General features: G+C 71.3%; 19 protein-coding genes. 14 read left to right on the forward strand and 5 right to left on the reverse strand.

Going from position 1 to position 20,224, the window contains the following annotated elements; all coding sequences use genetic code 11:
• Positions 1-21 precede the first annotated feature (21 nt).
• The 3 genes from L107_RS05835 (at position 22) to L107_RS05845 (ending at position 2,663) form a co-directional block, all read left to right on the forward strand.
• Complete coding sequence (locus tag L107_RS05835; RefSeq protein ID WP_106220011.1) at positions 22-711, forward strand: DUF1995 family protein; 690 nt, start codon at positions 22-24, stop codon at positions 709-711.
• 76 nt (positions 712-787) lie between these two features.
• Positions 788-1,318: a DUF4330 domain-containing protein gene (locus L107_RS05840; RefSeq protein WP_106220010.1), complete on the forward strand. Its 531-nt coding sequence runs from the start codon at positions 788-790 to the stop codon at positions 1,316-1,318.
• Between the two features lies 1 nt (position 1,319).
• Positions 1,320-2,663 carry a D-alanyl-D-alanine carboxypeptidase/D-alanyl-D-alanine-endopeptidase gene (locus L107_RS05845; RefSeq protein ID WP_159816988.1) on the forward strand — a complete coding sequence of 448 codons (1,344 nt, stop codon included), beginning with the start codon at positions 1,320-1,322 and terminating at the stop codon, positions 2,661-2,663.
• Positions 2,664-2,684: 21 nt separating this feature from the next.
• Here the strand turns inward: L107_RS05845 and L107_RS05850 are convergent, their stop codons facing one another.
• Together L107_RS05850 and coaD are read right to left on the reverse strand one after the other, a co-directional pair.
• Positions 2,685-3,632: a hypothetical protein gene (locus L107_RS05850; protein ID WP_106220008.1), complete on the reverse strand. Its 948-nt coding sequence runs from the start codon at positions 3,630-3,632 to the stop codon at positions 2,685-2,687.
• On the reverse strand, positions 3,625-4,128 hold the full coding sequence (gene coaD, locus L107_RS05855) for a pantetheine-phosphate adenylyltransferase (protein WP_159816990.1): 504 nt from the start codon (positions 4,126-4,128) through the stop codon (positions 3,625-3,627). The genes L107_RS05850 and coaD overlap by 8 nt, the downstream gene beginning before the upstream one ends.
• 84 nt (positions 4,129-4,212) lie before the next feature.
• Between coaD and L107_RS05860 the strand changes: the two genes are divergently transcribed.
• The 6 genes from L107_RS05860 (at position 4,213) to L107_RS05885 (ending at position 8,933) form a co-directional block, all read left to right on the forward strand.
• Entirely contained in the window at positions 4,213-4,704 is a 492-nt protein-coding gene (locus L107_RS05860) for a flavin reductase family protein (protein ID WP_159816992.1), read from the forward strand.
• Between the two features lie 9 nt (positions 4,705-4,713).
• Positions 4,714-6,702 (forward strand): excinuclease ABC subunit UvrC, encoded by a 1,989-nt coding sequence (gene uvrC, locus L107_RS05865; RefSeq protein WP_159816994.1) that lies wholly within the window; start codon positions 4,714-4,716, stop codon positions 6,700-6,702.
• Entirely contained in the window at positions 6,699-7,019 is a 321-nt protein-coding gene (locus tag L107_RS05870) for a hypothetical protein (RefSeq protein ID WP_159816996.1), read from the forward strand. The genes uvrC and L107_RS05870 overlap by 4 nt, the downstream gene beginning before the upstream one ends.
• Positions 7,020-7,091: 72 nt before the next feature.
• Positions 7,092-7,715: a protoporphyrinogen oxidase HemJ gene (gene hemJ / locus L107_RS05875; RefSeq protein ID WP_370515396.1), complete on the forward strand. Its 624-nt coding sequence runs from the start codon at positions 7,092-7,094 to the stop codon at positions 7,713-7,715.
• Positions 7,702-8,367, forward strand: coding sequence for a PHP domain-containing protein (locus tag L107_RS05880; protein ID WP_159816998.1), 666 nt, complete (start codon positions 7,702-7,704; stop codon positions 8,365-8,367). The genes hemJ and L107_RS05880 overlap by 14 nt, the downstream gene beginning before the upstream one ends.
• A gap of 29 nt (positions 8,368-8,396) precedes the next feature.
• Positions 8,397-8,933: a hypothetical protein gene (locus tag L107_RS05885; protein ID WP_159817000.1), complete on the forward strand. Its 537-nt coding sequence runs from the start codon at positions 8,397-8,399 to the stop codon at positions 8,931-8,933.
• Between the two features lie 24 nt (positions 8,934-8,957).
• Here the strand turns inward: L107_RS05885 and cobN are convergent, their stop codons facing one another.
• Entirely contained in the window at positions 8,958-12,737 is a 3,780-nt protein-coding gene (gene cobN, locus L107_RS05890) for a cobaltochelatase subunit CobN (protein WP_159817002.1), read from the reverse strand.
• Positions 12,738-12,790: 53 nt separating this feature from the next.
• On the opposite strand from cobN, the gene L107_RS05895 reads away from it, so the two are divergent.
• From L107_RS05895 to L107_RS05905, 3 genes are read left to right on the forward strand one after another with little or no spacing between them, the layout of a single operon-like run.
• Positions 12,791-13,708 (forward strand): branched-chain amino acid transaminase, encoded by a 918-nt coding sequence (locus L107_RS05895; protein WP_094584571.1) that lies wholly within the window; start codon positions 12,791-12,793, stop codon positions 13,706-13,708.
• Positions 13,708-17,385: a methionine synthase gene (gene metH / locus L107_RS05900; RefSeq protein WP_159817004.1), complete on the forward strand. Its 3,678-nt coding sequence runs from the start codon at positions 13,708-13,710 to the stop codon at positions 17,383-17,385. The genes L107_RS05895 and metH overlap by 1 nt, the downstream gene beginning before the upstream one ends.
• 49 nt (positions 17,386-17,434) lie before the next feature.
• Complete coding sequence (locus L107_RS05905) at positions 17,435-17,707, forward strand: DUF4090 family protein (RefSeq protein WP_094584569.1); 273 nt, start codon at positions 17,435-17,437, stop codon at positions 17,705-17,707.
• A gap of 17 nt (positions 17,708-17,724) precedes the next feature.
• Here the strand turns inward: L107_RS05905 and L107_RS05910 are convergent, their stop codons facing one another.
• Positions 17,725-17,952: a hypothetical protein gene (locus tag L107_RS05910; RefSeq protein WP_015108208.1), complete on the reverse strand. Its 228-nt coding sequence runs from the start codon at positions 17,950-17,952 to the stop codon at positions 17,725-17,727.
• Between the two features lie 116 nt (positions 17,953-18,068).
• Here L107_RS05910 and L107_RS05915 point away from each other — a divergent pair, with 116 nt between their 5' ends.
• A complete protein-coding gene (locus tag L107_RS05915; protein ID WP_159817006.1) occupies positions 18,069-18,455 on the forward strand; it encodes a DUF2237 family protein in 387 nt (128 codons plus the stop codon).
• 22 nt (positions 18,456-18,477) lie between these two features.
• Here the strand turns inward: L107_RS05915 and L107_RS05920 are convergent, their stop codons facing one another.
• Positions 18,478-19,206, reverse strand: a complete 729-nt coding sequence (locus tag L107_RS05920; RefSeq protein WP_159817008.1) for an SDR family NAD(P)-dependent oxidoreductase — start codon at positions 19,204-19,206, stop codon at positions 18,478-18,480.
• A 63-nt stretch (positions 19,207-19,269) separates the two neighbouring features.
• Here L107_RS05920 and L107_RS05925 point away from each other — a divergent pair, with 63 nt between their 5' ends.
• A complete protein-coding gene (locus L107_RS05925) occupies positions 19,270-20,190 on the forward strand; it encodes an NAD(P)H-dependent glycerol-3-phosphate dehydrogenase (protein ID WP_159817010.1) in 921 nt (306 codons plus the stop codon).
• Positions 20,191-20,224 lie beyond the last annotated feature (34 nt).

Consider the following 20,224-nt stretch of genomic DNA (forward strand, 5'->3'; position numbering starts at 1 on the left):
GATCAGCCCTGCCGTCCGCCGATGCTGCCCGCCGACCTGCGCACCGCCGAAGCCGAAGCCCTGCAGGCCCTGCAGGCGGCCCTGGGGGCCGGATCGGGGGGCCGCTGGACCGTCGAGTTCCGCTTCGAAGGGCTGCGGCTGATGCCCGTGGTGCTGCGGCTGCTGGAGGGACTGATGGCGGAGCGGCCCGGGGTGCGGCTGCTGTTTCCCGATGCCGGTGCCACCGCCCTGGCCCGCCGGGATGCGCCGGCCCTGGCCGAGCACATCGGCAGCTTCTCCGACCAGCGGCGGCGCCAGCAGGAGGGACCCTCCAGCGGCGTGCTGCTGCTGGTGGGGGCGAGCCAGGCGGAGTACGAGCTGGTGGAGGAGGTCTGCGGCGGCCACGGCGACGCCGTGGTGCTGATCAATCCCGCCCTGGAGGATGCCGCCGTGGGCATCGGCAGCGTGGCCCGCCAGCGCCGCCGCGGCTTCCTGGCGGGCTGGCGGGCCGCCTATGCCCTGCTGCCCAAGGCCGACCGGGCCCTGCGCTGCGCCTACCCGGGCGAGTGGGAGCTGTACCGGCTCGACCCCGACGGCTTCCGGCTGGCGGCGAGCTTCGAGCAGAAACCCGATGCGGAGCAGCAGGACCTGGCCCTCAGCGGCCGTGAAGAGGCCGGTCTGGGCGGCAACCTGCGGGCCCTTGGCCAGATGATCGAGGACCTGCAGAACTGAGACCCCGGTCGGGAGCGGACCGGCCGGGGCAGCTGGTGGATCCCGGAAAGGCTGCGTACACTTCGCGGGCTTTCCCATGCCCATGCCCAGCGAATCGCCCCGGTCCCGTTCCTTCAGCCTCGTCGACGTCGGCGCCGCCGCCGCCGCCCTGCTGGCGATCGGGGGCGTGATCTGGAGCCCCCGGCTGAGCGGAGCGGTGGCCCAGGCCACCGGCGCCCTCGAGCCCGTCACCGTGATGGTGGATGTGCGCGGTGCCCCCGCCGCCGCCCCCCTGGAGCTGCTGGAGCAGGCCCGGGCCGAAGGCAAGGTGGCGATCGTGATCCGCAACCAGCCCCACGGCAGCGTGGCGGTCAAGCAGATCATCCCCTTCGATCGCATCATCTCCACCCTCACCCCCGACGGGAAGGTGGTGAGCGCCCCCGATCCCAACCAGAAGACCTTCAGCACCTTCGATGGTCGTTTCGTCCTGGAGGGGCAGGGGCGCCGCACGGCCGGTGGGGTGGTCTTCGGCAACCAGACGATCAAGATCGGCGCCCCGGTGGAGCTGGAGGGCACCAACTACCGCTTCAACGGCACCGTCACGGGCCTGAAACTCGGAACCTCCTGACATGACCGCCTCCGCCCGCCCCGGCCACCGACGCCACCGCCAGCCCCTGGGGCTGGCGACCCTGCTGCTGGTCGCTGCCGGCACCGGGTCGGCGGGCCCGGCGGCCCTGGCCCAGAACGCGCCTGCCCTGCCTTCGGCCCGGAGCGAGCGCCCCCTGCCGATGGCGACCCTGCCTCCGGCGCCCCCCCCGGTGGGCATGCCGCGGCTGGCCAGTGAGGTCAGCTGCCCCAGCCTGCAGCGGCAGGTCGCCCGGGTGCTGGGCAGCGAGAGCCCCCGCTGGAGCGTCAGCGTCGCCGATGGCAGCGGCCGCCTGCTGGCCGACGTCAACGGCCGTCAGCCCCGGGTGCCGGCCTCCAACCAGAAGCTGGTCAGCAGCGCCTTCGCCCTTGATCGCCTCGGCCCCGACTACCGGCTCACCACCCAGCTCTGGCGCCTCCAGGACGGCACCCTGCGGCTCACGGGGCAGGGGGACCCCGACCTGGCCCTGCCCCAGCTCCAGCGCTTCGCCCAGCTGGCCATGGCCGCCGGCGCCGCCACCGCCCCGGGGGGTGGTCCGGTGCGGCTGGAACTGGCGGAGGAAGCCTCCCAGAACTGGTGGCCCAGCGGCTGGCACGTGGCCGACCGGGCCTACGCCTACGGGGCCCCGATCACCCGGCTGGCGATCACCAGCAACGCCATCGACGACGCGGTGAGCAATCCCCCCTCCCGGCTGCAGACGCTGCTGCGTCGGGCCATGAACCAGGGCGGAGGGTCGCCCTTGCAGCTCACCCTAGTGTCCGCCCGTCAGCCCATCCCCGCCGATGCCGTGCTGATCCACCAGGAACCCTCCACCTCCATGCATGGCCTGCTGAGCCTGGCCAACACCGAAAGCCACAACTTCACCGCCGAGGTGCTGCTGCGCCAGGCGGCCGGCACCTGGGACGTGGCCGAGGCCAGCCGGCTCAACACCCTCTGGCTGGTCGAACAGGGGCTGCCGATGGAGGGGGTCAGGGTGGCCGACGGCAGCGGCCTCGACCGCGCCAACCGGGTGACCAGCCGCTTCCTGGTGGCCCTGCTGCTGCGCATGGACCACCACCCCTATTCGAGGGACTACATCAGCTCGATGGCCATCGCCGGACGCCGCGGCACCCTGCGCAATCTCTACCGGGGGACCAGCCTCGACGGCCGTCTCTTCGCCAAGACCGGCACCCTCACGGGCGTGCGCTCGATCAGCGGCGTGCTGCAGACGCCGGACGGCCCCCGCTACGTCAGTGCCGTGTCCGCCGGGGCCGGGGCTCCGAACACCACCATCGGCCGGGTGCTGCGGGAGGTGCAGGCCGTGGGGGCCTGCCCATCGGGGATCTGAGCCGGCGCTGGGGCGGCTGCCTCAGCTGGCCAGCCCCCGGCTGGCGGCCCGCCGCAGACGGCCGGCGGCCCGTCGCGCCCGGTCTACGGCGGCGTTCTCCAGGGGAATGGGGGCTTCGGGGGGGCGACTGGCGGCCTGGGTGTCCTGGGCCTGCAGCCGCACCAGCTCCCTCCGGCCCCCCAGCACCACCTGGCTGAGCTCCTTGAGGCGCACCTCCAGTTCGCCCAGCACCTGCTCGGCGTAGCGGTTGGCGCCCTCCTGGATGGTGGCCGCCTCCTGGCGGCTGCGGGCGATCAGGGCATCGCACTGCTGCTGGGTCTGCTGGCGGAACTGGAGCGCATCGGCATGGAGACGCTCGGCCTCGGCCTGGCTGTCCCGCTGGATGCGCAGCCCTTCCTGGCGGATGCCCTCTAGTTCCTGCAGGGCCTGGGCCCGGCTGCGCTCGTGCTGCTCGAGCAGCTGGCGGTTGCGCTCCGCCGCCTCCTGCTCCAGCTGCTGGCGCCGCTGCTGGGCCTCCTGCTCCAGCTGCTGCCGACGCCCGGCGAACTGCTGCTCGAACTGGGCCATCCGGGCCTGGTGCTCCTGTTCGGTCTGGGCCACCTGCTGGCGGGCCTGGAGCACCATCTGCTCACACTGCTGGCGGGCCAGTTCCCGCTGTTCCGTCACCTGGCGCTCCGCCTCCTGGCGGATGGCGGCGGCGTTGATCAGCTGCTCCCGCTCGCGCCGCGCCTGGGTGACGATCTCCTCGGCCTGCAGCCGGGCCTTCTCGATGAAGCCCTCCCGCTGGCGGATCAGATCCTCGGCCTGGGAGATCTGGCCGGGCAGGGCCTCCCGCAGGGCATCCATCATCTCGATGGCGTCCTGCTCGTTCACCAGACGGCCACCGCTGAAGGGGATCCGGCTGCCGTCGAGAACGATGTCCTCCAGCTGGTCCAGCTGATCGAGAACGGTGAAGCGGACCTCAGCCATATCGGGTTCCGGGAGCTGCCTGTCGATTAAAGAGCCTCTCCAGGTCGATCGCCACTCCCGGCGGGACCATGTGACCCACGTCCCCGCCGAAGCGGGCCACCTCCTTCACCACCGAGCTGCTGAGAAAGCTGTGGTGCGCTGCGGTGGCCATGAACAGGGTCTCGACCCGGGGGGCCAGGGTCCGGTTGGTGTGCGCGATCTGCAACTCGAATTCGAAGTCGCTCATCGCCCGCAGGCCCCGCAGGATCACCTGGGCGCCGCAGGTCTGGGCGTAGGTGACGGTGAGACCGTCGAAATGGCCCACCTCGATCCCGGCGATTCCCTCGGTGGCGCAGCGGATCTGCTGCAGCCGCCGTTCCAGGGGGAAGGCGGGCTGCTTGGAGGGGTTCATCAGCACCGCCACCACGACCCCGTCGAAGAGGCCGGCCGCCCGCTCGATCAGATCGAGGTGGCCCAGGGTGAGGGGATCGAAACTGCCGGGGTAGAGGGCTCGCATCGCCCCAGCCTATGGAGAAGGGCCCGGGCGGGTTCCCGGACCCGGCCGGGTTCCTAGAGTCGCCCAATCCCTGCCGCCCACCCCATGACCGACGTTGCCCTGGACGCGGCCGCCAAGAAGACGCTGCTGCGCAAGATCCCCCACGGTGTGTTCATCTGCGGGGTGGCCGAAGGCGACGAGGTCAACGGCTTCACCGCCAGCTGGGTCACCCAGGGGTCCTTCGAGCCTCCCCTGGTGGTGATGGCGGTGCGCGCCGACTCCACCAGCAACGGCATGATCCAGCGCAGCGGCCGTTTCTCCCTCAACGTGCTGGCCGCCGATCAGAAGGACCTGGCGGCGGTGTTCTTCAAACCCCAGAAGGGGGTGGGGGGACGCTTCGATGCCGCCCCGTTCCAGCTCGGTCCCCTCGGCCTGCCGGTGCTCGACGATGCCCTCGGGGCGGTGGAGTGCATCCTGGTGGGCCAGGTGGCCCATGGCGACCACACCGTCTTCGTGGGGGAGGTGAAGTCGGCGACCCTGCACCGCGACGCCGCCGCCCTGGAACTGGCCGCCACGGGCTGGCAGTACGGCGGTTGAGGCTCCGCCATGGCTGAACCGGGCGGCGATGTCGTCGGGCCGCTGCTGCTGCAGCGCGAGCGGCTGGCGGCCCGGCTGCGGGAGCTGCCGGCGGAGCCCGGCTGCTATCTGATGCGGGACGCGAGCGACCGCATCCTCTACATCGGCAAGTCGAAGAGCCTGCGGGCCCGGGTGCGCAGCTATTTCCGCGACTCCCACGACATCAGTCCCCGCATCGCCCTGATGGTGCGGCAGGTCTGCGAGATCGAGTTCATCGTCACCGACAGCGAGGCGGAGGCGCTGGCGCTCGAATCGAACCTGATCAAGAACCACCAGCCCCACTTCAACGTCCTGCTCAAGGACGACAAGAAGTACCCCTACCTCTGCATCACCTGGAGCGAGGCCTACCCGCGCATCTTCATCACCCGCCGGCGCCGGTTGCGCAGTCCCCTCGACCGCTTCTATGGCCCCTACGTGGATGTGGGCCTGCTGCGCCGCACCCTGGCGGTGGTCAAGCGGGTGTTTCCGCTGCGCCAGCGACCCCAGCCCCTCTACCGCGACCGCACCTGTCTCAACTACGACATCGGCCGCTGCCCCGGGGTCTGCCAGGAGAAGATCGGCTCCGAGGAGTACCACCGCATCCTGCGCAAGGTGGCGATGGTGTTCCAGGGCCGCAACGATGAACTGCTGGACCTGCTGCGGCAGCAGATGGAGCGCTATGCCGAGCGGCTCGACTTCGAGGCCGCCGCCCGGGTCCGCGACCAGCTGCAGGGCCTCGACCTGCTCACCGCCGACCAGAAGATGAGCCTGGGGGACAGTTCCATCAGCCGGGACGTGATCGCCCTGGCCTCGGACGAGCGGGTGGCGGCCGTGCAGATCTTCCAGATGCGCGCCGGCAAGCTGGTGGGGCGCCTGGGCTACACCGCCGACGCGGCCATCGCCACGCCGGCGGAGGTGCTGCAGCGGGGGGTCGAGGAGCACTACAGCCAGGTGGACCCGGTGGAGATTCCGCCGGAGCTGCTCCTGCAGCACCCCCTGCCGGCCCAGGAGCTGATCGGTGACTGGCTGGCGGAACGGCGGGGCCGCAAGGTGCGGCTGGCCGTGCCCCAGCGGCGCCAGAAGGCGGATCTGATCGAGCTGGTGGAGCGCAACGCCGGTTTCGAGCTGGCCCGGGCCCAGCGGGGGGCGGAGCAGCAGCTGCTGGCCACCGAGGACCTGGCCCAGCTGCTGGAGCTGCCGGTGCCGCCGCGCCGGATCGAGGGTTACGACATCAGCCACATCCAGGGCAGCGACGCGGTGGCCTCCCAGGTGGTGTTCATCGACGGCCTGCCGGCCAAGCAGCACTACCGCAAGTACCGGATCCGCAGCAGCAGCATCCGCGCCGGCCACTCCGACGACTTCATGGCCATGGCGGAGATCATGCGACGGCGCTTCCGGCGCTGGTCCCAGGCGAAGGCGGAGGGGGCCGACCTGGCCGCCCTGCGCAAGGCCGGCGCCTCGGCCCTGCACACCGATGGCCTCAGCGACTGGCCGGACGTGGTGATGATCGATGGCGGCAAGGGCCAGCTGTCGGCGGTGATGGAGGCCCTGCGGGAGCTGGATCTGCACGAGGAGCTGACGGTGTGCTCCCTGGCCAAGCAGCGGGAGGAGGTGTTCCTGCCGGGTTCCAGCCAGCCCCTCGACACGGAGGCCGACCAGCTGGGGGTGGTGCTGCTGCGGCGCCTGCGCGACGAAGCCCACCGCTTCGCCGTTAGCTTCCACCGCCAGCAGAGGGGGGAGCGGATGAAGCGCTCCCGCCTCAGCGACATCGCCGGCCTGGGCCCCAAGCGCGTCAAGGACCTGCTGGCCCACTTCCGCTCCATCGACGCCATCCAGCTGGCCAGCCCCGAGCAGATCGCCGCCGTCCCCGGCATGGGACCGGCCCTGGCCCGGCAGGTGTGGGAGCACTTCCATCCCCCGATGGACGGGGCCGAGGAGACCGATGCCCCCCAGGGGAAACCCCTGGAGCTGGCGGGATGAGGCCGGCCGTGCGCGCCTGGGGAGCGGGGGTCTGGGCTGGCCTGCTGATGGCCCTGCTGCTGCTGCTGCCGTTGGTCCCGGCGCCGGTGGCGGCGTCTCCGGGCCTCTGCGTCGGTCCGGTCTGCGGGGACGAGATCAGCCGCAGCGCCAAGCACCACTGGCAGCTGAGGCTGCGGGTCAGCGACCAGGAGAGCCGGCGGGAACGGATCGTGGTGGATTGCCGCGATGGCGCCATCAGCCCGCGGCTGGGGCCCGTGGACCGGGCCTACAGCGCCGCCGTGGCCCGCCGCTGCTGCCGCCTGGTGGGGGAGGGCTGAGCCTCGCCGCCGCCCATCCGGCGGCGACTAACTTGGCGATCCGCCGCGCCACGCGCCTCCCCGGGCCCCGACATGACGCTGTCCCTGCCCCTGACCCTCGCCCTGACCTGGCCCCCCGAGGCCTACCTCTGGTTCAAGACCCTCCACATCGTCGGGGTGGTGGTGTGGTTCGCCGGACTGTTCTACCTGGTGCGCCTGTTCATCTACCACCGGGAGGCCGCCGAGCTGGAGCCGCCCGTTCGCCAGGCCTTCGAGGCGCAGTACGGGCTGATGGAGCGGCGTCTGGCCAACATCATCACCACCCCGGGCATGGTGGTGGCCGTGGCCATGGCGGTGGGCCTGCTGCTGGTGCAGCCCCTGTGGCTCAAGCAGTCTTGGATGCACGCCAAGCTGGCCGTGGTGGCGGGCCTGCTCGTCTACCACCACCTCTGCTACCGGCTGATGGGCCAGCTGCAGCGGGGTGAATGCCAGTGGAGCGGCCGCCAGCTGCGGGCCCTCAACGAGCTGCCCACCCTGATGCTGGTGCTGGTGGTGATGCTGGTGGTCTTCAAGAACCAGTTCCCCACCGGTGCCGCCACCTGGTTCCTGGTGGCCCTGGTGGTGTTCATGGCCGCTTCGATCCAGTTCTATGCCCGCTGGCGGCGGCTGCGCGCCGAACGGCTGGCCCAGCAGGAGAGCGGTGGTGCTGCGGCCTGAGGCTCTCGCCCATCCCCTTACCCCGGTGCTGCGCCAGGTGCGGGCCGACAGCTGCCCGGAGCGGTTCAATTTCCACTGCCACACGATCTGCAGCGACGGCAGCCTCCACCCCCACGATCTGGCGGCCGAGGCCGTGGCCATCGGTCTGGAGCACCTGGCCGTCACCGACCACCACGGCCTGGCGGCCCACGGCGCCATCAGCGCCGCCCTGGAGGACCACCGCCGCCGGGGGGCGGCCATCCCCACCCTCTGGCGCGGGGTGGAGATCAGTTGCCTGCTGGAGGGCTGCCTGGTGCATGTGCTCGGGCTGGGCTTCGCCGAGGAGCACCCCTCCCTCCACCCCTACCTGCAGGGCACCTCCGTGGTGGGGCCGGCCCTGCGGGCCGAGGCGGTGGTGACGGCGATCCGCGCGGCCGGGGGCCTGGCACTGCTCGCCCACCCCGCCCGCTACCGGCTGCCCCACCAGCGCCTGATCGCCGCGGCGGCGGATCTGGGCTTCGACGGCGCCGAGGTCTGGTACGACTACGCCATGCAGAGCCACTGGCAGCCGACGCCGCTGGTGTGCGAGGCGATCGCCGCCGACCTGGAGCGCCGGGGCCTTCTGATGAGTTGTGGTACGGATACCCATGGGCTGGTGCTCCGCGGCCGCTAGGGTTTGCTGACACCTTCCTCCTTGCGTCGATGGGTCTGTTCGATCGTCTGTTCGGTTCCCGTGCCGCTTCGGTGAGCAAGCCCGAGGCTGCCGCCAAGGCCAAACCAAAGGCCGAGACCTTCTTCCTCGATCCCGAGACCTCCAGCAGCCTCGGTGATGTCAAGTTCATGAAGCGGTCCAACACGATCCGCCACACCTTCCCCGGCAACGCCGACAGCCCGGGTGAGAAGGAGATGGTGGCGGAGGTGGCCTCGATGGAGGCCCGGGTGGAGAAGATGACCCCCGGTCTGGCCGGTATCCAGCCCACCGAAAAGGGGTCGGTCAACCTCACCGGCGGCATCCCCAAGCCCGTCAAGAAGACCTTCGCCCAGCAGATGAGCGCCGCCGAGCTCGGCCAGCGCATGAAGGGGGCAGCCGTGACCCCCACCAACCTGCCCGGTGGTCCGGCGGCGGCCAAGCAGCAGAAGGAGGCCGAGGCCCAGGGCCAGCCCGCAGGCTCCCAGGCGCCGGCCAAGCCCGGCACCACCGATCCGTTCCGCTCCATGGTGCGGGATCTGGAGCTCTGATCCCCGCGGCTCCCGGAGCCTGGTTCAGCGCTGCTCCACCAGGCTCTCGCTCTCCAGCACCAGCTGCCGCAGCCGCTCCAGCCGCTCCGGATCGGCCCCGTTCCAGAGGCCGCGATGGTGCGCCTCGAGAAGCCGCTCCGCCATGTCCCTCAGGGCCCACGGATTGGCGCGTCGAAGAAATGCCCGCACGGCCCCGTCCTCCAGCCAGGCGGCGCTGATGGCGCCGTAGCCCCAGTCGGGGACGCGGCCGGTACTGGCGTCGTAGGCGAACAGGTAATCGAGGCTGGCGGCCATCTCGAAGCCGCCCTTGTAGCCGTGCTCCTGCATGGCAGTGATCCAGCGGGGATTCAACAGCCGGGAGCGCAGCACCTTGTCGAACTCGCGCTCGAGCCGGTGCAGCCGGGGGCGCTGGCTGCGGGAGTGGTCGCCGAACCAGAGGGCCGGCGCCCTGCCCTGGAGCGTCTCGGCGGCGGCGCTCAGGCCCCCCTGGAACTGGTAATAGTCGTCGGAATCGAGCAGGTCGTGCTCCCGGTTGTCCTGGTTGTGCAGCACCACCTGCACCTGGGCCAGGCGCCGTTCCAGGCCGGCCCGATCCGCCCTGGCCTCAATGGCGCCGCCACTGGGGGCATCGCCGGGATCGCCGTCGTAGCGCCAGGCGCTCCAGTTCAGGAACGCCTCGCCCAGGTCGCCGCGCTCCTCCCAGTGGCCACTGTCGATCAGCCCCTGCAGCCCGGCCCCGTAGGCGCCGGGCGCTGATCCGTAGATGCGCCCCCCGTGGCCCTCCTCCTGGGCCGACGCCGCCAGCGGGTTGTCCCGGGGGTCCTCCTCGAGGCCGGCCACCAGGCGGGTGGCCCGGTTGAACCAGCCCACCAGCTGGGGGAAGGCATCACGGAACAGGCCCGAGATGCGCAGGGTCACGTCCACCCGCGGCCGGCCGAGCAGGCGCAGGGGAATCGCTTCCACATCCACCAGCCGGCGGGTGGGGCCATCCCAGACGGGTCGCACCCCCATCAGGGCCAGGGCCTGGCCGATGTCCTCGCCGCCGTTGCGCATGGTGGCGGTGCCCCAGACCGAGAGGGCCAGGCTGCGCAGGTCGTCGCCCTCCTCCTGGAGATGGAGCTGCAGCAGCAGCTCGGCGCTGCGCCGCCCCAGGTCCCAGGCGGCCTCCGTCGGCAGGCCGCGCAGATCGACGCTGTAGAAGTTGCGCCCCGTCGGCAGCAGGTCCGGCCGCCCGCGGGTGGGCGCCCCCGAAGGCCCGGCGGCGATGCGGCCCCCGGCCAGGCCGGTGAGCAGGGACTGGCGCTCCGCCCCACCACAGGCCAGCAGGGGCGGCAGCAGGGCCCGGCGCAGGTGCGCCAGCGCCCGTTCGGTGGCTGCCCCCGGCAGCACGGGCGACCCTGGCCCCACGGGTGTCTCCGGCGTCAGCGCCGGTCTCCCGGGGGCTCCGCCCAGCTCCGCCTCCACCAGCTCCAGGGCGCGGGCCTCCAGCAGGGCCACCCCGTCGCCGGCATGGCGCAGCAGGGGACCGCTCCCCCGGAGGGAGGTGAGGCGGCCGCGGTCGGCATCGGAGAGGGGAGCCTCCTCCGGATCCGACCAGGGATCCAGATCCAGGCCCAGATCGAGGGCCAGGGCCTGGGTGAGCCCGGGCACCCCCGCCTGGGGCGCCCGGGCCAGGCAGAGCAGCAGTTCCGCCAGCTTGGCGGCTGCCGGCAGGGTGCCGAAGGTGTGCAGGCCGAGGCGGATCTGGGCCTCCTTGAGCTCGCAGAGGTAGCCGTCAGCCGCCTCCAGCTGGCCGTCCAGATCCGGCTGGGCCGTGGCGGGCAGCTGCAGCTCCTGCAGCCGCTGGCCCAGGCGCTCCCGCAGCAGCGGCGCCCGGGCGCTGCCCAGCTGGCGCGCCTCCCAGTACTCATCCAGCAGGACCTCGAGGCCCTGCAGATCGCCGTGCAGCCCGGCCCTTCCCAGGGGCGGGGTCAGGTGGTCGAGGATCACGGCCTGGGCGCGGCGCTTGGCCTGGCTGCCCTCCCCCGGGTCGTTGACGATGAAGGGATAGAGATGGGGCAGGGGGCCGAGGGCCCACTCCGGGAAGCAGTCCTGGGACAGCCCCAGCCCCTTGCCGGGCAGCCATTCGAGGTTGCCGTGCTTGCCCACGTGCACCACCGCCTGGGCGCCGAAGCCCTGGCGCAGCCACAGGTACTGGGCCAGGTAGGCGTGGGTGGGGGGCAGATCGGGGCTGTGGTAGCTGAGGCTGGGATCCCGGTCGTAGCCACGCTCGGGCTGGATCAGCAGCAGCACCCGGCCGAATCGCAGTCCGCGCACCGGGAACGCCGGGCCCGTGACCCCTTCGGCCAGCAGCGCCGGCTCCAGGCCCGCGTCGACCTCGGGCGGCCCCCAGACCGCCTCCAGCCGCTGGCGGCCCTCCGGCGGCAGGGTGGCGTACCAGGCCTGGTAGTTGGCGAGGGGCAGGTGGTCCAGGGGCGGGCGGTGGCCGCTCTCCGGATCGTTGCTGCGGCCCTCCAGCAGCCGGTGGATGAGGACATCGCCGTCGGTCGGCAGATCCCCGGCCGCCCCCAGGTCGTAGCCGGCCTCCGCCAGCCAGCCCAGCATCAGGGCGGCACTGGCCGGAGTGTCGAGGCCGACGCCGTTGGCCAGGCGGCTGTTGCGGTTGGGGTAGTTGGCCAGCACCAGGGCCACGCGGCGCCCGGCGGCCGGGGTGCGGCGCAGGTCGACCCAGGCGGCGGTGAGCCTGGCGATCCAGTCGAGGCGCTCCCGCTCGGGCACATAGCGATGCAGGGCCGTGGCCAGGATGTCGCTGGTGGCGCTCCATTCCTTGAAGGCCCCCACCCGGGTGGTGAGGCGCCCGTCCAGCTCCGGCAGGGCCACCTGGAGGCTGAGGTCCAGGGGCGCCAGACCGATGCTGCTGGCGCTCCAGGCCCCGCGGCTGCGGCCGCTGCAGAGCACCTGCAGCACCGGCACCCCCAGCCGTTCCCACAGGGGCGCCCCCAGCCCCGCCTCCTCGAACGACACCGAGGCGAAGCCCGTGCCGCAGAGCACCGCCTCCGCCCCCTCCCGGGCCAGGAGATCGCCCACCCCCCGCTGCACGGCGGCGTCCCGCAGGCTGCTCACCCACAGGGCCCGCGGCGCCAGACCCTGGCCGCGCAGGGCCGCCAGCAGCGCCTCCATCAGGGCCAGATCCCCCGCCTGCCAGAGGGCCCGGTAGAGGATCACCCCCACCCGGGAGCCGGGCTCGTCGCGCCAGTCATGGGGCAGGGGATCGGCGGCCGGTGCGGGCCATGGCGGCTCGGGACGCTCCCCGGCCAGCAGGGCGGCCAGGGTGCGCAGCAGCAGGCGCAGGTTGGCCGGCCCCCCCTCCCGCAGACAGGCCGCGCAGGCCGACGCCAGGGGCCCATCGAGGCTGCCGAGGCAGGCCAGGGCCCGTTCCTCCTCGGCGGTGCCGGCCAGCACCAGCAGTTGGCGGCCTGCCGCGGCACCGGCCCACTGCCGCAAACACTCCAGCCCGTAGCTCCAATGGCCGCGTCCCCCCAGCAGCCGCACCACCACCAGCCTGGTGCTGGCCAGGCTGGTGGCCACGTAGTGGTCGATCACCGCCGGGTGCTGCAGGGCCGAGAGGTTGAGGGCCCGCAGCTCCCCGGGCAGCAGCTCCGGCTCCGCTTCGAGCAGCTGGGCCACCGCCAGCAGATCCGTGTCGGCACTGCTGAGCAGCACCAGCGGGGCCGGTGGCTGCTCCACGAAGAGGCCGCCGTCGTCCTCCGTCCTGTCCCCGGCGATGGACGCGAGTCGATGCATCACCCCATCCTGCCGAACGCGATGAGAAGATCGCATCGTCGCCACCGCCTTCCATGCACCAGTTCCTGCCCTATGCCTGGTTCGGCGGACAATGCGTCCCCTTTGCCGAGGCCACCCTCTCGGTGGCCACCCATGCGCTGCATTACGGCACGGGCGCCTTCGGCGGCATGCGGGCCCTCCCCAACCCCGCCGACAACAACGAGATCCTGCTGTTCCGGGCCGATCGCCATGCCCGTCGCCTCAGCCAGAGCGCCCGGCTGCTGCTGACGGAACTGCCGGAGGAGACGATCCATAACGCCATCCATGCCTTTCTGCAGGCCAACCGGCCCACCTGCCCGATCTACCTGCGGCCGTTCGTCTACACCAGCGATCTCGGCATCGCCCCGCGGCTGCACAACATCCAAACCGACTTCCTCATCTACGGGATCGAGATGGGCGACTATCTCTCCCCCGAGGGTGTCAGCTGCCGCATCAGCAGCTGGTGCCGCCAGGAGGACCGCTCCCTGCCCCTGCGGGGCAAGATCAGCGGCGCCTACATCACCAGTTCGCTGGCCAAGACGGAAGCCGTCAAGAGCGGTTTCGATGAGGCCCTGCTGCTCAACAGCCGCGGCAAGGTGAGCGAGGCCAGCGGCATGAACCTGTTCATCGTCCGGGACGGCGTGCTGATCACCCCCGGCGTCGATCAGGACATCCTCGAGGGCATCACCCGAGCCAGCATCATGGAGCTGGCGCGCTCGATGGACATCCCCGTGCTCGAGCGGGCCGTCGACAAGACCGAACTGATGATCGCCGACGAGGTGTTCCTCAGCGGCACCGCCGCCCGGGTCACCCCGGTGCGCCGGATCGAATCCACCGACCTCTCCAGCCACCGCCCGGTGATGGAGCGTCTGCGCGACCGCCTCACGGCGATCACGGAGGGCCGCGATCCCTCCTATGACCACTGGGTCACCCGCATCCGCATCGACGCCTGATGGTCGTCACCGCCGCCATCCACCACCCCACTGACCGCATCGGCTTCCTCGACTGGCTGCACGGTCCGACCCGGCCGGTGCTCGTCTTCGACGGCGCCACGGGCACCTCCCTGCAGGAGATGAACCTGACGGCGGAGGATTTCGGTGGCCCGGCCCTGGAGGGCTGCAACGAGAACCTGGTGTTCACCCGGCCCGATGCGGTCCAGGCGGTGCATCGCCAGTTCCTGGAGGTGGGTTGCGACGTGATCGAGACGGACACCTTCGGGGCCGCCTCGATCGTGCTGGCCGAGTACGGACTGGAGGACCAGGCCTTCGCCATCAACTGCCGGGCCGCCGAACTGGCCCGCGAGATGGCCGCCGCCTACAGCACGCCCGAGAAGCCCCGCTTCGTGGCCGGCTCGATGGGGCCCACCACGAAACTGCCCACCCTCGGCCACATCGACTTCGACACGATGAAGGCCTCGTTCCGGGAGCAGGCCGCCGGCCTGATCGCCGGGGACGTCGACCTGTTCATCGTCGAGACCTGCCAGGACGTGCTGCAGATCAAGGCGGCCCTGCAGGGGATCGAGGAGGCCTTCAGCTCAGCTGGAGAGCGGCGTCCGTTGATGGTCTCGGTGACCATGGAAACCACAGGCACCATGCTGGTGGGCTCCGACATCGCCGCGGTGGTGGCGATCCTGGAGCCCTTCCCGATCGACGTGCTCGGCCTCAACTGCGCCACCGGTCCGGAGCAGATGAAGGAGCACATCCGCTATCTGAGCCAGCACAGTCCCTTCGTGGTGAGCTGCATCCCCAACGCGGGGCTGCCGGAGAACATCGGCGGCGTGGCCCACTACCGGCTCACCCCCACCGAGATGCGGATGCAGCTGATGCACTTCGTCGAGGATCTCGGGGTGCAGGTGATCGGTGGCTGCTGCGGCACCACCCCCGCCCATATCGGCGCCCTGGCGGACCTCGCCGCCGGTCTGAAGCCGGCCCCCCGCGAGGTGCGGCAGCCCCGGCAGCGGCTGGAGCGGCCACCGCTCCACTACGAGCCGGCGGTGGCCTCGATCTATGGCGTCACCCCCTACTTCCAGGACAACTCGTTCCTGATCATCGGCGAGCGGCTCAATGCCAGCGGCTCGAAGAAGGTGCGCGAGCTGCTCAACGCCGAGGACTGGGATGGCCTGGTGGCGGTGGCCCGGGGCCAGGTGAAGGAGAACGCCCACGTGCTCGATGTGAACGTCGACTACGTGGGGCGCGATGGGGTCAAGGACATGCACGATCTGGTGAGCCGGCTGGTCACCAACGTGAACCTACCGCTGATGCTCGATTCCACCGAGTGGCAGAAGATGGAGGCCGGCCTCAAGGTGGCCGGTGGCAAGTGCATCCTCAACTCCACCAACTACGAGGACGGCGACGAGCGCTTCTTCAAGGTGCTCGAACTGGCCCGTGACTACGGCGCCGGCGTGGTGGTGGGCACGATCGACGAGGAGGGCATGGCCCGCACCGCCGAGCGCAAGTTCGCCATCGCCCAGCGGGCCTACCGGGACGCGCTCGAGTTCGGCCTGCCCGCCCATGAGATCTTCTACGACCCGCTTGCCCTGCCCATCTCCACCGGCATCGAGGAGGACCGGGCCAACGCGGCCGCCACGATCGAGGCGATCCGCCGGATCCGCCAGGATCTTCCGGGCGTGCATGTGGTGCTGGGGGTCAGCAACGTCAGCTTCGGGCTGTCGCCGGCCGCCCGCATCGTGCTCAATTCGGTGTTCCTGCACGACTGCTGCGCCGCGGGCATGGATGCGGCGATCGTCAGCCCGGCGAAGATCCTGCCCCTGGCGAAGATCAGCGAGGAGCACCAGCAGATCTGCCGCGATCTGATCCACGACCGGCGTCGTTTCGAGGACGGCATCTGCGTCCACGATCCCCTCACCCTGCTGACCAGCGAGTTCGAGGGTGTCAGCGCCAGGGAAGCCCGGGCCTCCGGGCCGTCGCTGGCCGATCTGCCCCTGGAGGAGCGGCTCAAGCAGCACATCATCGACGGCGAACGCATCGGCCTGGAGACGGCTCTGCAGGAGGCCCTGGCGGAGCATCCACCGCTGAAGATCATCAACACCTTCCTGCTGGATGGCATGAAGGTGGTGGGGGAACTGTTCGGATCGGGGCAGATGCAGCTGCCCTTCGTGCTGCAGAGCGCCGAAACCATGAAGGCGGCCGTGGCCTTCCTCGAACCCCACATGGAACGCCAGGAGGGGGAATCCAGCAGCAAGGGCAAGTTCCTGATCGCCACCGTCAAGGGGGACGTTCACGACATCGGCAAGAATCTGGTGGACATCATCCTCACCAACAATGGCTATGAGGTGGTGAATCTGGGCATCAAGCAGAGCGTCGATGCGATCGTCGAGGCCCAGCGGCAGCACGGTGCTGACTGCATCGCCATGAGCGGCCTGCTGGTGAAATCCACCGCCTTCATGAAGGACAACCTCGAAACCTTCAATGAGGTGGGCATCTCCGTTCCCATCATCCTCGGCGGCGCGGCGCTGACACCGCGGTTCGTCAACGGCGACTGCCGAGCGGCCTACCGGGGCCAGGTGATCTACGGCCGGGACGCTTTCGCCGACCTCCGCTTCATGGATGCCCTGATGGAGGCCAAGGCGGCCGGCCGCTGGGACGACCACCAGGGTTTCCTCGACGGCGGTCCCGAGGGCCTGGGGCTGGCTGAGCCCGCCTCCGGGGCGGCCGCCGCCGATGGGGGCGAGGCGACCGTGGAGCCTGGGGAGGCTCCGGGGCCGGCCGAGCCCGGGGAGGCCGCCAGCGACGAACGCTCCGCGGCGGTGCCGGCCGAACCGGCCCTTGCGCCCCCCTTCTGGGGCACCCGGGTGCTCACCGAGGCCGGGATCGACCTCGACGAGGTGTTCGCTTACCTGGATCGCAACGCCCTCTTCGCCGGCCAGTGGCAGCTGCGCAAGACCCAGCAGCAGAGCCGCCAGGACTACGAGGCGATGCTCGCCGAGAAGGCGGAACCGGTGCTGCAGGAGTGGCTCGGCCGCTGCCGCCGGGAGGGCCTGCTCACCCCCCGGGTGGCCTACGGCTACTTCCCCTGCGGCCGCGCCGGCAATGCGCTGGTGGTGTTCGATCCTTCGGCGATGGCCGACGGGGATCCGGCCACCAGCGGCGGCGGCGAGCTGGGGCGCTTCGCCCTGCCGCGCCAGCGCAGCGGCAACCGCTACTGCATCGCCGACTTCTACCGCGACCTGGAGACGGCTCCCGACGGCAGCCAGCGGCCGGCGGACGTGCTGCCGATGCAGGCCGTCACCATGGGCGAAGGGGCCACCCGCTTCGCCCAGGAGCTCTTCCGGGCCGATCGCTACAGCGACTACCTCTATTTCCACGGCCTGGCGGTCCAGATGGCCGAGGCCCTGGCCGAATGGACCCATGCCCGCATCCGCCGGGAGATGGGATTCGCCGCCGATGAGCCCACGGCGCTCCGGGACGTGCTGGCCCAGCGCTACCGGGGCAGCCGCTACTCCTTCGGCTATCCCGCCTGCCCGAACGTGGCCGACTCCCGCCAGCAGCTGGCCTGGCTGGGCGCCGACCGCATCGGCCTGACCATGGACGAAAGCGACCAGCTGGAGCCGGAGCAGAGCACCACCGCCCTGGTGGCCCTCCACAGCCAGGCCCGTTATTTCAGCGCCTGAGAAGGCCCCAGGCCATGGCAGGCTTTGCTCTCCCTTCGCATCCCTGGCCATGGCCATCGCAGGACCCGGCGGCGTTGATGACGCCATCGCGGCGGGCGTGGATCTGGACGGCTCCCCGATCCCGGCCGCCATGCTCGCCCTCTACGGCGAAGTGATGGAACTGGAGAGCCGCCGGGCCCGCAGCGGCGTGAAGAAGTCGATGCGCAACCGCATCGTCCGCACCGGCGCCAAGCACCTGGATCGGCTCACCCTCGACCAGCGCCTGCGGGAAGCGGGCTGGGAGGGTCTCAAGGACAAGGAGATCGCCTTCTTCTACGGCTGAGCCCGGCCCCGAGGGGCTCAGCTGCAGAGCTCCTCCAGGCTGTCGATCACGTCCTGCTGGAAGGCATCGAGGGCGTCGGAGTCGCTCAGGTCGATCCCCTCACCGGCGGCGTTCTGGGTGAGTTCCTGGAAATGGAAGGCACCCTCGCCATGGGCCAGAAACTCCATGGCGGAGGGCTCACCGCTTTCCTTGTAGGCGTCGCAGAGGGCCAGGAAGGCCGCATCCTCGGTGAAATCCCAGCTCATGAAGGGGGTCGTGCTGAAAGACCTTTAACCCCTCTCCCCCGGAATTCGTCAACCTCCTGGGGGCAATTTGTGCCAGTCCTCCGTCAGACTCTCCCCGTTCCTGCACCGTTCCGGCCTTGGTCGCCTCCCCCTTGCAGCCCCCTGCCGAAAGCCGCAACGTGCTGGGAGAACCATTGCAGGAGTGCGGCTGTGCGCCCCTCACCGGTTGGTTCAGGGACGGCTACTGCCATGCCGATCCCGGTGATCTCGGCCGCCACACGGTCTGCTGCGTGGTGAACGAGTCGTTTCTGACCTACAGCCGCGCCCAGGGCAACGATCTGTCGACGCCGATGCCGGCCTACAACTTCCCCGGCCTCCGCCCCGGGGATCACTGGTGCGTCTGCGCCGCCCGCTGGCTGGAGGCCTACGAGGACGGCATGGCCCCCCCCGTGCGGCTGGAGAGCTCCGCCCTCTCCACCCTCGAGGTGATCCCCCTGGACGTCCTGCGCAGCCACGCCGCCTGAGCGCCGCCCGCCAGCGGGTGCCTCACCAGGGCACCGGCTGGCCGTCCCAGGCGAGGAAGGCGCCGCTGCCGGCGGGCGTCTGGCTTTCCAGCACATCCAGCAGGTGGCCGGCCGCCCGCTCCGGGCTGAACAGGGCCGTGGGCGGCACGGAGCGGCCGAAGGGGGCCGAGAGCGGGGTGGCGGTGGTGCCGGGATGGAGCAGGGTCACGCAGGCCTGGGGGAGGCGGCGCTGCCACTCGATCGCCAGGGTGCGCAGCAGCTGGTTCTGGGCCGCCTTGGCGGCCCGGTAGGCGTACCAGCCGCCGAGGCGGTTGTCGCCGATGCTGCCCACCCGGGCCGAAAGGCTGGCGAAGTGCACCGGCCGGTCGCGGGGCAGGGCCGCTTCGACCGCCTGGGCGAGCAGCAGGGGTCCGAAGGCGTTGACGGCGAAGCTGCGCTCCAGGGCCTGGCGGCTCACCTGGGAGAGGCGCTTCTCCGGTTGCAGGGGGCCGTCGTGCAGCAGCCCGGCGGTGTTGATCACGACCCGGAGGGGGGCGAGCGCGTCGGCGGCAGAGGCGGCCAGTGCGGCGAGGCTGGCGTCATCGGCCAGATCAAGTCGGATGTCCGCATCGCGGCGGCCGGCGGTGCGGATCCGCAGCCCCGGCGCCCGCCGGGCCAGCTCGGCCGCCAGCGCCCGGCCGATGCCCCCCGGGCCCACGATCAGGGCCTGACCGTCCCAGTCCTGCCAGCAGGGGTTGGAGGTGCTCGGCATGGCGGACACGGAGATGGCGCATGATGGCGGTTCCTTCCGGGGAACCGCCCCACGCGTCGGTCCATGAGTCTGCGCATCACCGTGCTGGGTCGGGGTGCCTGGGGCGGCACGCTGCTGCGGCTCTGGGAGCGCCAGGGTCACCATCTGCGCAGCTGGTCGCGGCGCGATGGGGGAGACCCGGCGGCCCTGCTGCAGGACTGCGATCTGGTGGTGGTGGCCGTGTCGATGGTGGGGGTCGCCCCCCTGAGCCTGAGCCTGCGGGGGTGCTGGCCGGAGGGCCTGCCGCTGCTGAGCTGCAGCAAGGGCATCGATCTCGACAGCCTCTGCACCGCCAGCCAGCTCTGGCGGCGCCACCTGCCGGCGGTGCCGCTGGCGGTGCTGAGCGGTCCGAACCTGGCCGAGGAGCTGGAGCGGGGCCTGCCCGCCGCAAGCGTGCTCAGCAGCGACGACCCGTTGCTGGCCCGCCGGCTGCAGGAGCAGCTGCGGACCCCGCACCTGCGGCTGTACACGAACGCCGACCCCATCGGCACCGAGGCGGCCGGGGCCCTCAAGAACGTGATCGCCCTGGCTGCCGGCATCAGTGACGGCCTGGGCCTGGGGGCCAACGCCAAGGCCTCCCTGCTCTGCCGCGGTCTGGCGGAGATCGCCGTCGTGCTCGCGGCCCTCGGCGGCCAGCCCACCACCCTCTATGGGCTGGCGGGCCTGGGGGACCTGCTGGCCACGGCCAACAGCAGTCTCAGCCGCAATTACCGCTTCGGCAGCCTGCTGGCCGAGGGCTGCGACGAAACCACCGCCCTGGCCAGGATCGGCGCCACCGTGGAGGGGCCCCGCACCGCCCGGGCCACCCTGGCCCTGGCCGAGCGGGAGGGCTGGCAACTGCCCATCTGCGGGCAGGTGGTGCGCCTGCTGGCGGGCGAGCTGGAGGCCCGCCAGGCCGTGCAGGAGCTGATGCAGCGCGACCTGCGGGCCGAAGCGGCCGCCTGAACGACAGGGCTGGGCCGCTGTGCGATGGGGCGAC

The organism is Cyanobium sp. Copco_Reservoir_LC18, assembly GCF_009834675.1.
In the GTDB taxonomy this organism is placed as follows: Bacteria; Cyanobacteriota; Cyanobacteriia; order PCC-6307; family Cyanobiaceae; genus Cyanobium; species Cyanobium minutissimum.

What these genes read in the sequence shown, in the direction of transcription:
- L107_RS05835 (WP_106220011.1), top strand. Translation starts at nt 22, where the DNA reads ATGCTGCCCGCCGACCTGCGCACCGCCGAAGCCGAAGCCCTGCAGGCC.
- L107_RS05840 (WP_106220010.1), top strand. Translation starts at nt 788, where the DNA reads ATGCCCATGCCCAGCGAATCGCCCCGGTCCCGTTCCTTCAGCCTCGTC.
- L107_RS05845 (WP_159816988.1), top strand. Translation starts at nt 1,320, where the DNA reads ATGACCGCCTCCGCCCGCCCCGGCCACCGACGCCACCGCCAGCCCCTG.
- L107_RS05850 (WP_106220008.1), bottom strand. Translation starts at nt 3,632, where the DNA reads ATGGCTGAGGTCCGCTTCACCGTTCTCGATCAGCTGGACCAGCTGGAG.
- coaD (WP_159816990.1), bottom strand. Translation starts at nt 4,128, where the DNA reads ATGCGAGCCCTCTACCCCGGCAGTTTCGATCCCCTCACCCTGGGCCAC.
- L107_RS05860 (WP_159816992.1), top strand. Translation starts at nt 4,213, where the DNA reads ATGACCGACGTTGCCCTGGACGCGGCCGCCAAGAAGACGCTGCTGCGC.
- uvrC (WP_159816994.1), top strand. Translation starts at nt 4,714, where the DNA reads ATGGCTGAACCGGGCGGCGATGTCGTCGGGCCGCTGCTGCTGCAGCGC.
- L107_RS05870 (WP_159816996.1), top strand. Translation starts at nt 6,699, where the DNA reads ATGAGGCCGGCCGTGCGCGCCTGGGGAGCGGGGGTCTGGGCTGGCCTG.
- hemJ (WP_370515396.1), top strand. Translation starts at nt 7,092, where the DNA reads ATGACGCTGTCCCTGCCCCTGACCCTCGCCCTGACCTGGCCCCCCGAG.
- L107_RS05885 (WP_159817000.1), top strand. Translation starts at nt 8,397, where the DNA reads ATGGGTCTGTTCGATCGTCTGTTCGGTTCCCGTGCCGCTTCGGTGAGC.
- cobN (WP_159817002.1), bottom strand. Translation starts at nt 12,737, where the DNA reads ATGCATCGACTCGCGTCCATCGCCGGGGACAGGACGGAGGACGACGGC.
- L107_RS05895 (WP_094584571.1), top strand. Translation starts at nt 12,791, where the DNA reads ATGCACCAGTTCCTGCCCTATGCCTGGTTCGGCGGACAATGCGTCCCC.
- metH (WP_159817004.1), top strand. Translation starts at nt 13,708, where the DNA reads ATGGTCGTCACCGCCGCCATCCACCACCCCACTGACCGCATCGGCTTC.
- L107_RS05905 (WP_094584569.1), top strand. Translation starts at nt 17,435, where the DNA reads ATGGCCATCGCAGGACCCGGCGGCGTTGATGACGCCATCGCGGCGGGC.
- L107_RS05910 (WP_015108208.1), bottom strand. Translation starts at nt 17,952, where the DNA reads ATGAGCTGGGATTTCACCGAGGATGCGGCCTTCCTGGCCCTCTGCGAC.
- L107_RS05920 (WP_159817008.1), bottom strand. Translation starts at nt 19,206, where the DNA reads ATGCCGAGCACCTCCAACCCCTGCTGGCAGGACTGGGACGGTCAGGCC.
- L107_RS05925 (WP_159817010.1), top strand. Translation starts at nt 19,270, where the DNA reads ATGAGTCTGCGCATCACCGTGCTGGGTCGGGGTGCCTGGGGCGGCACG.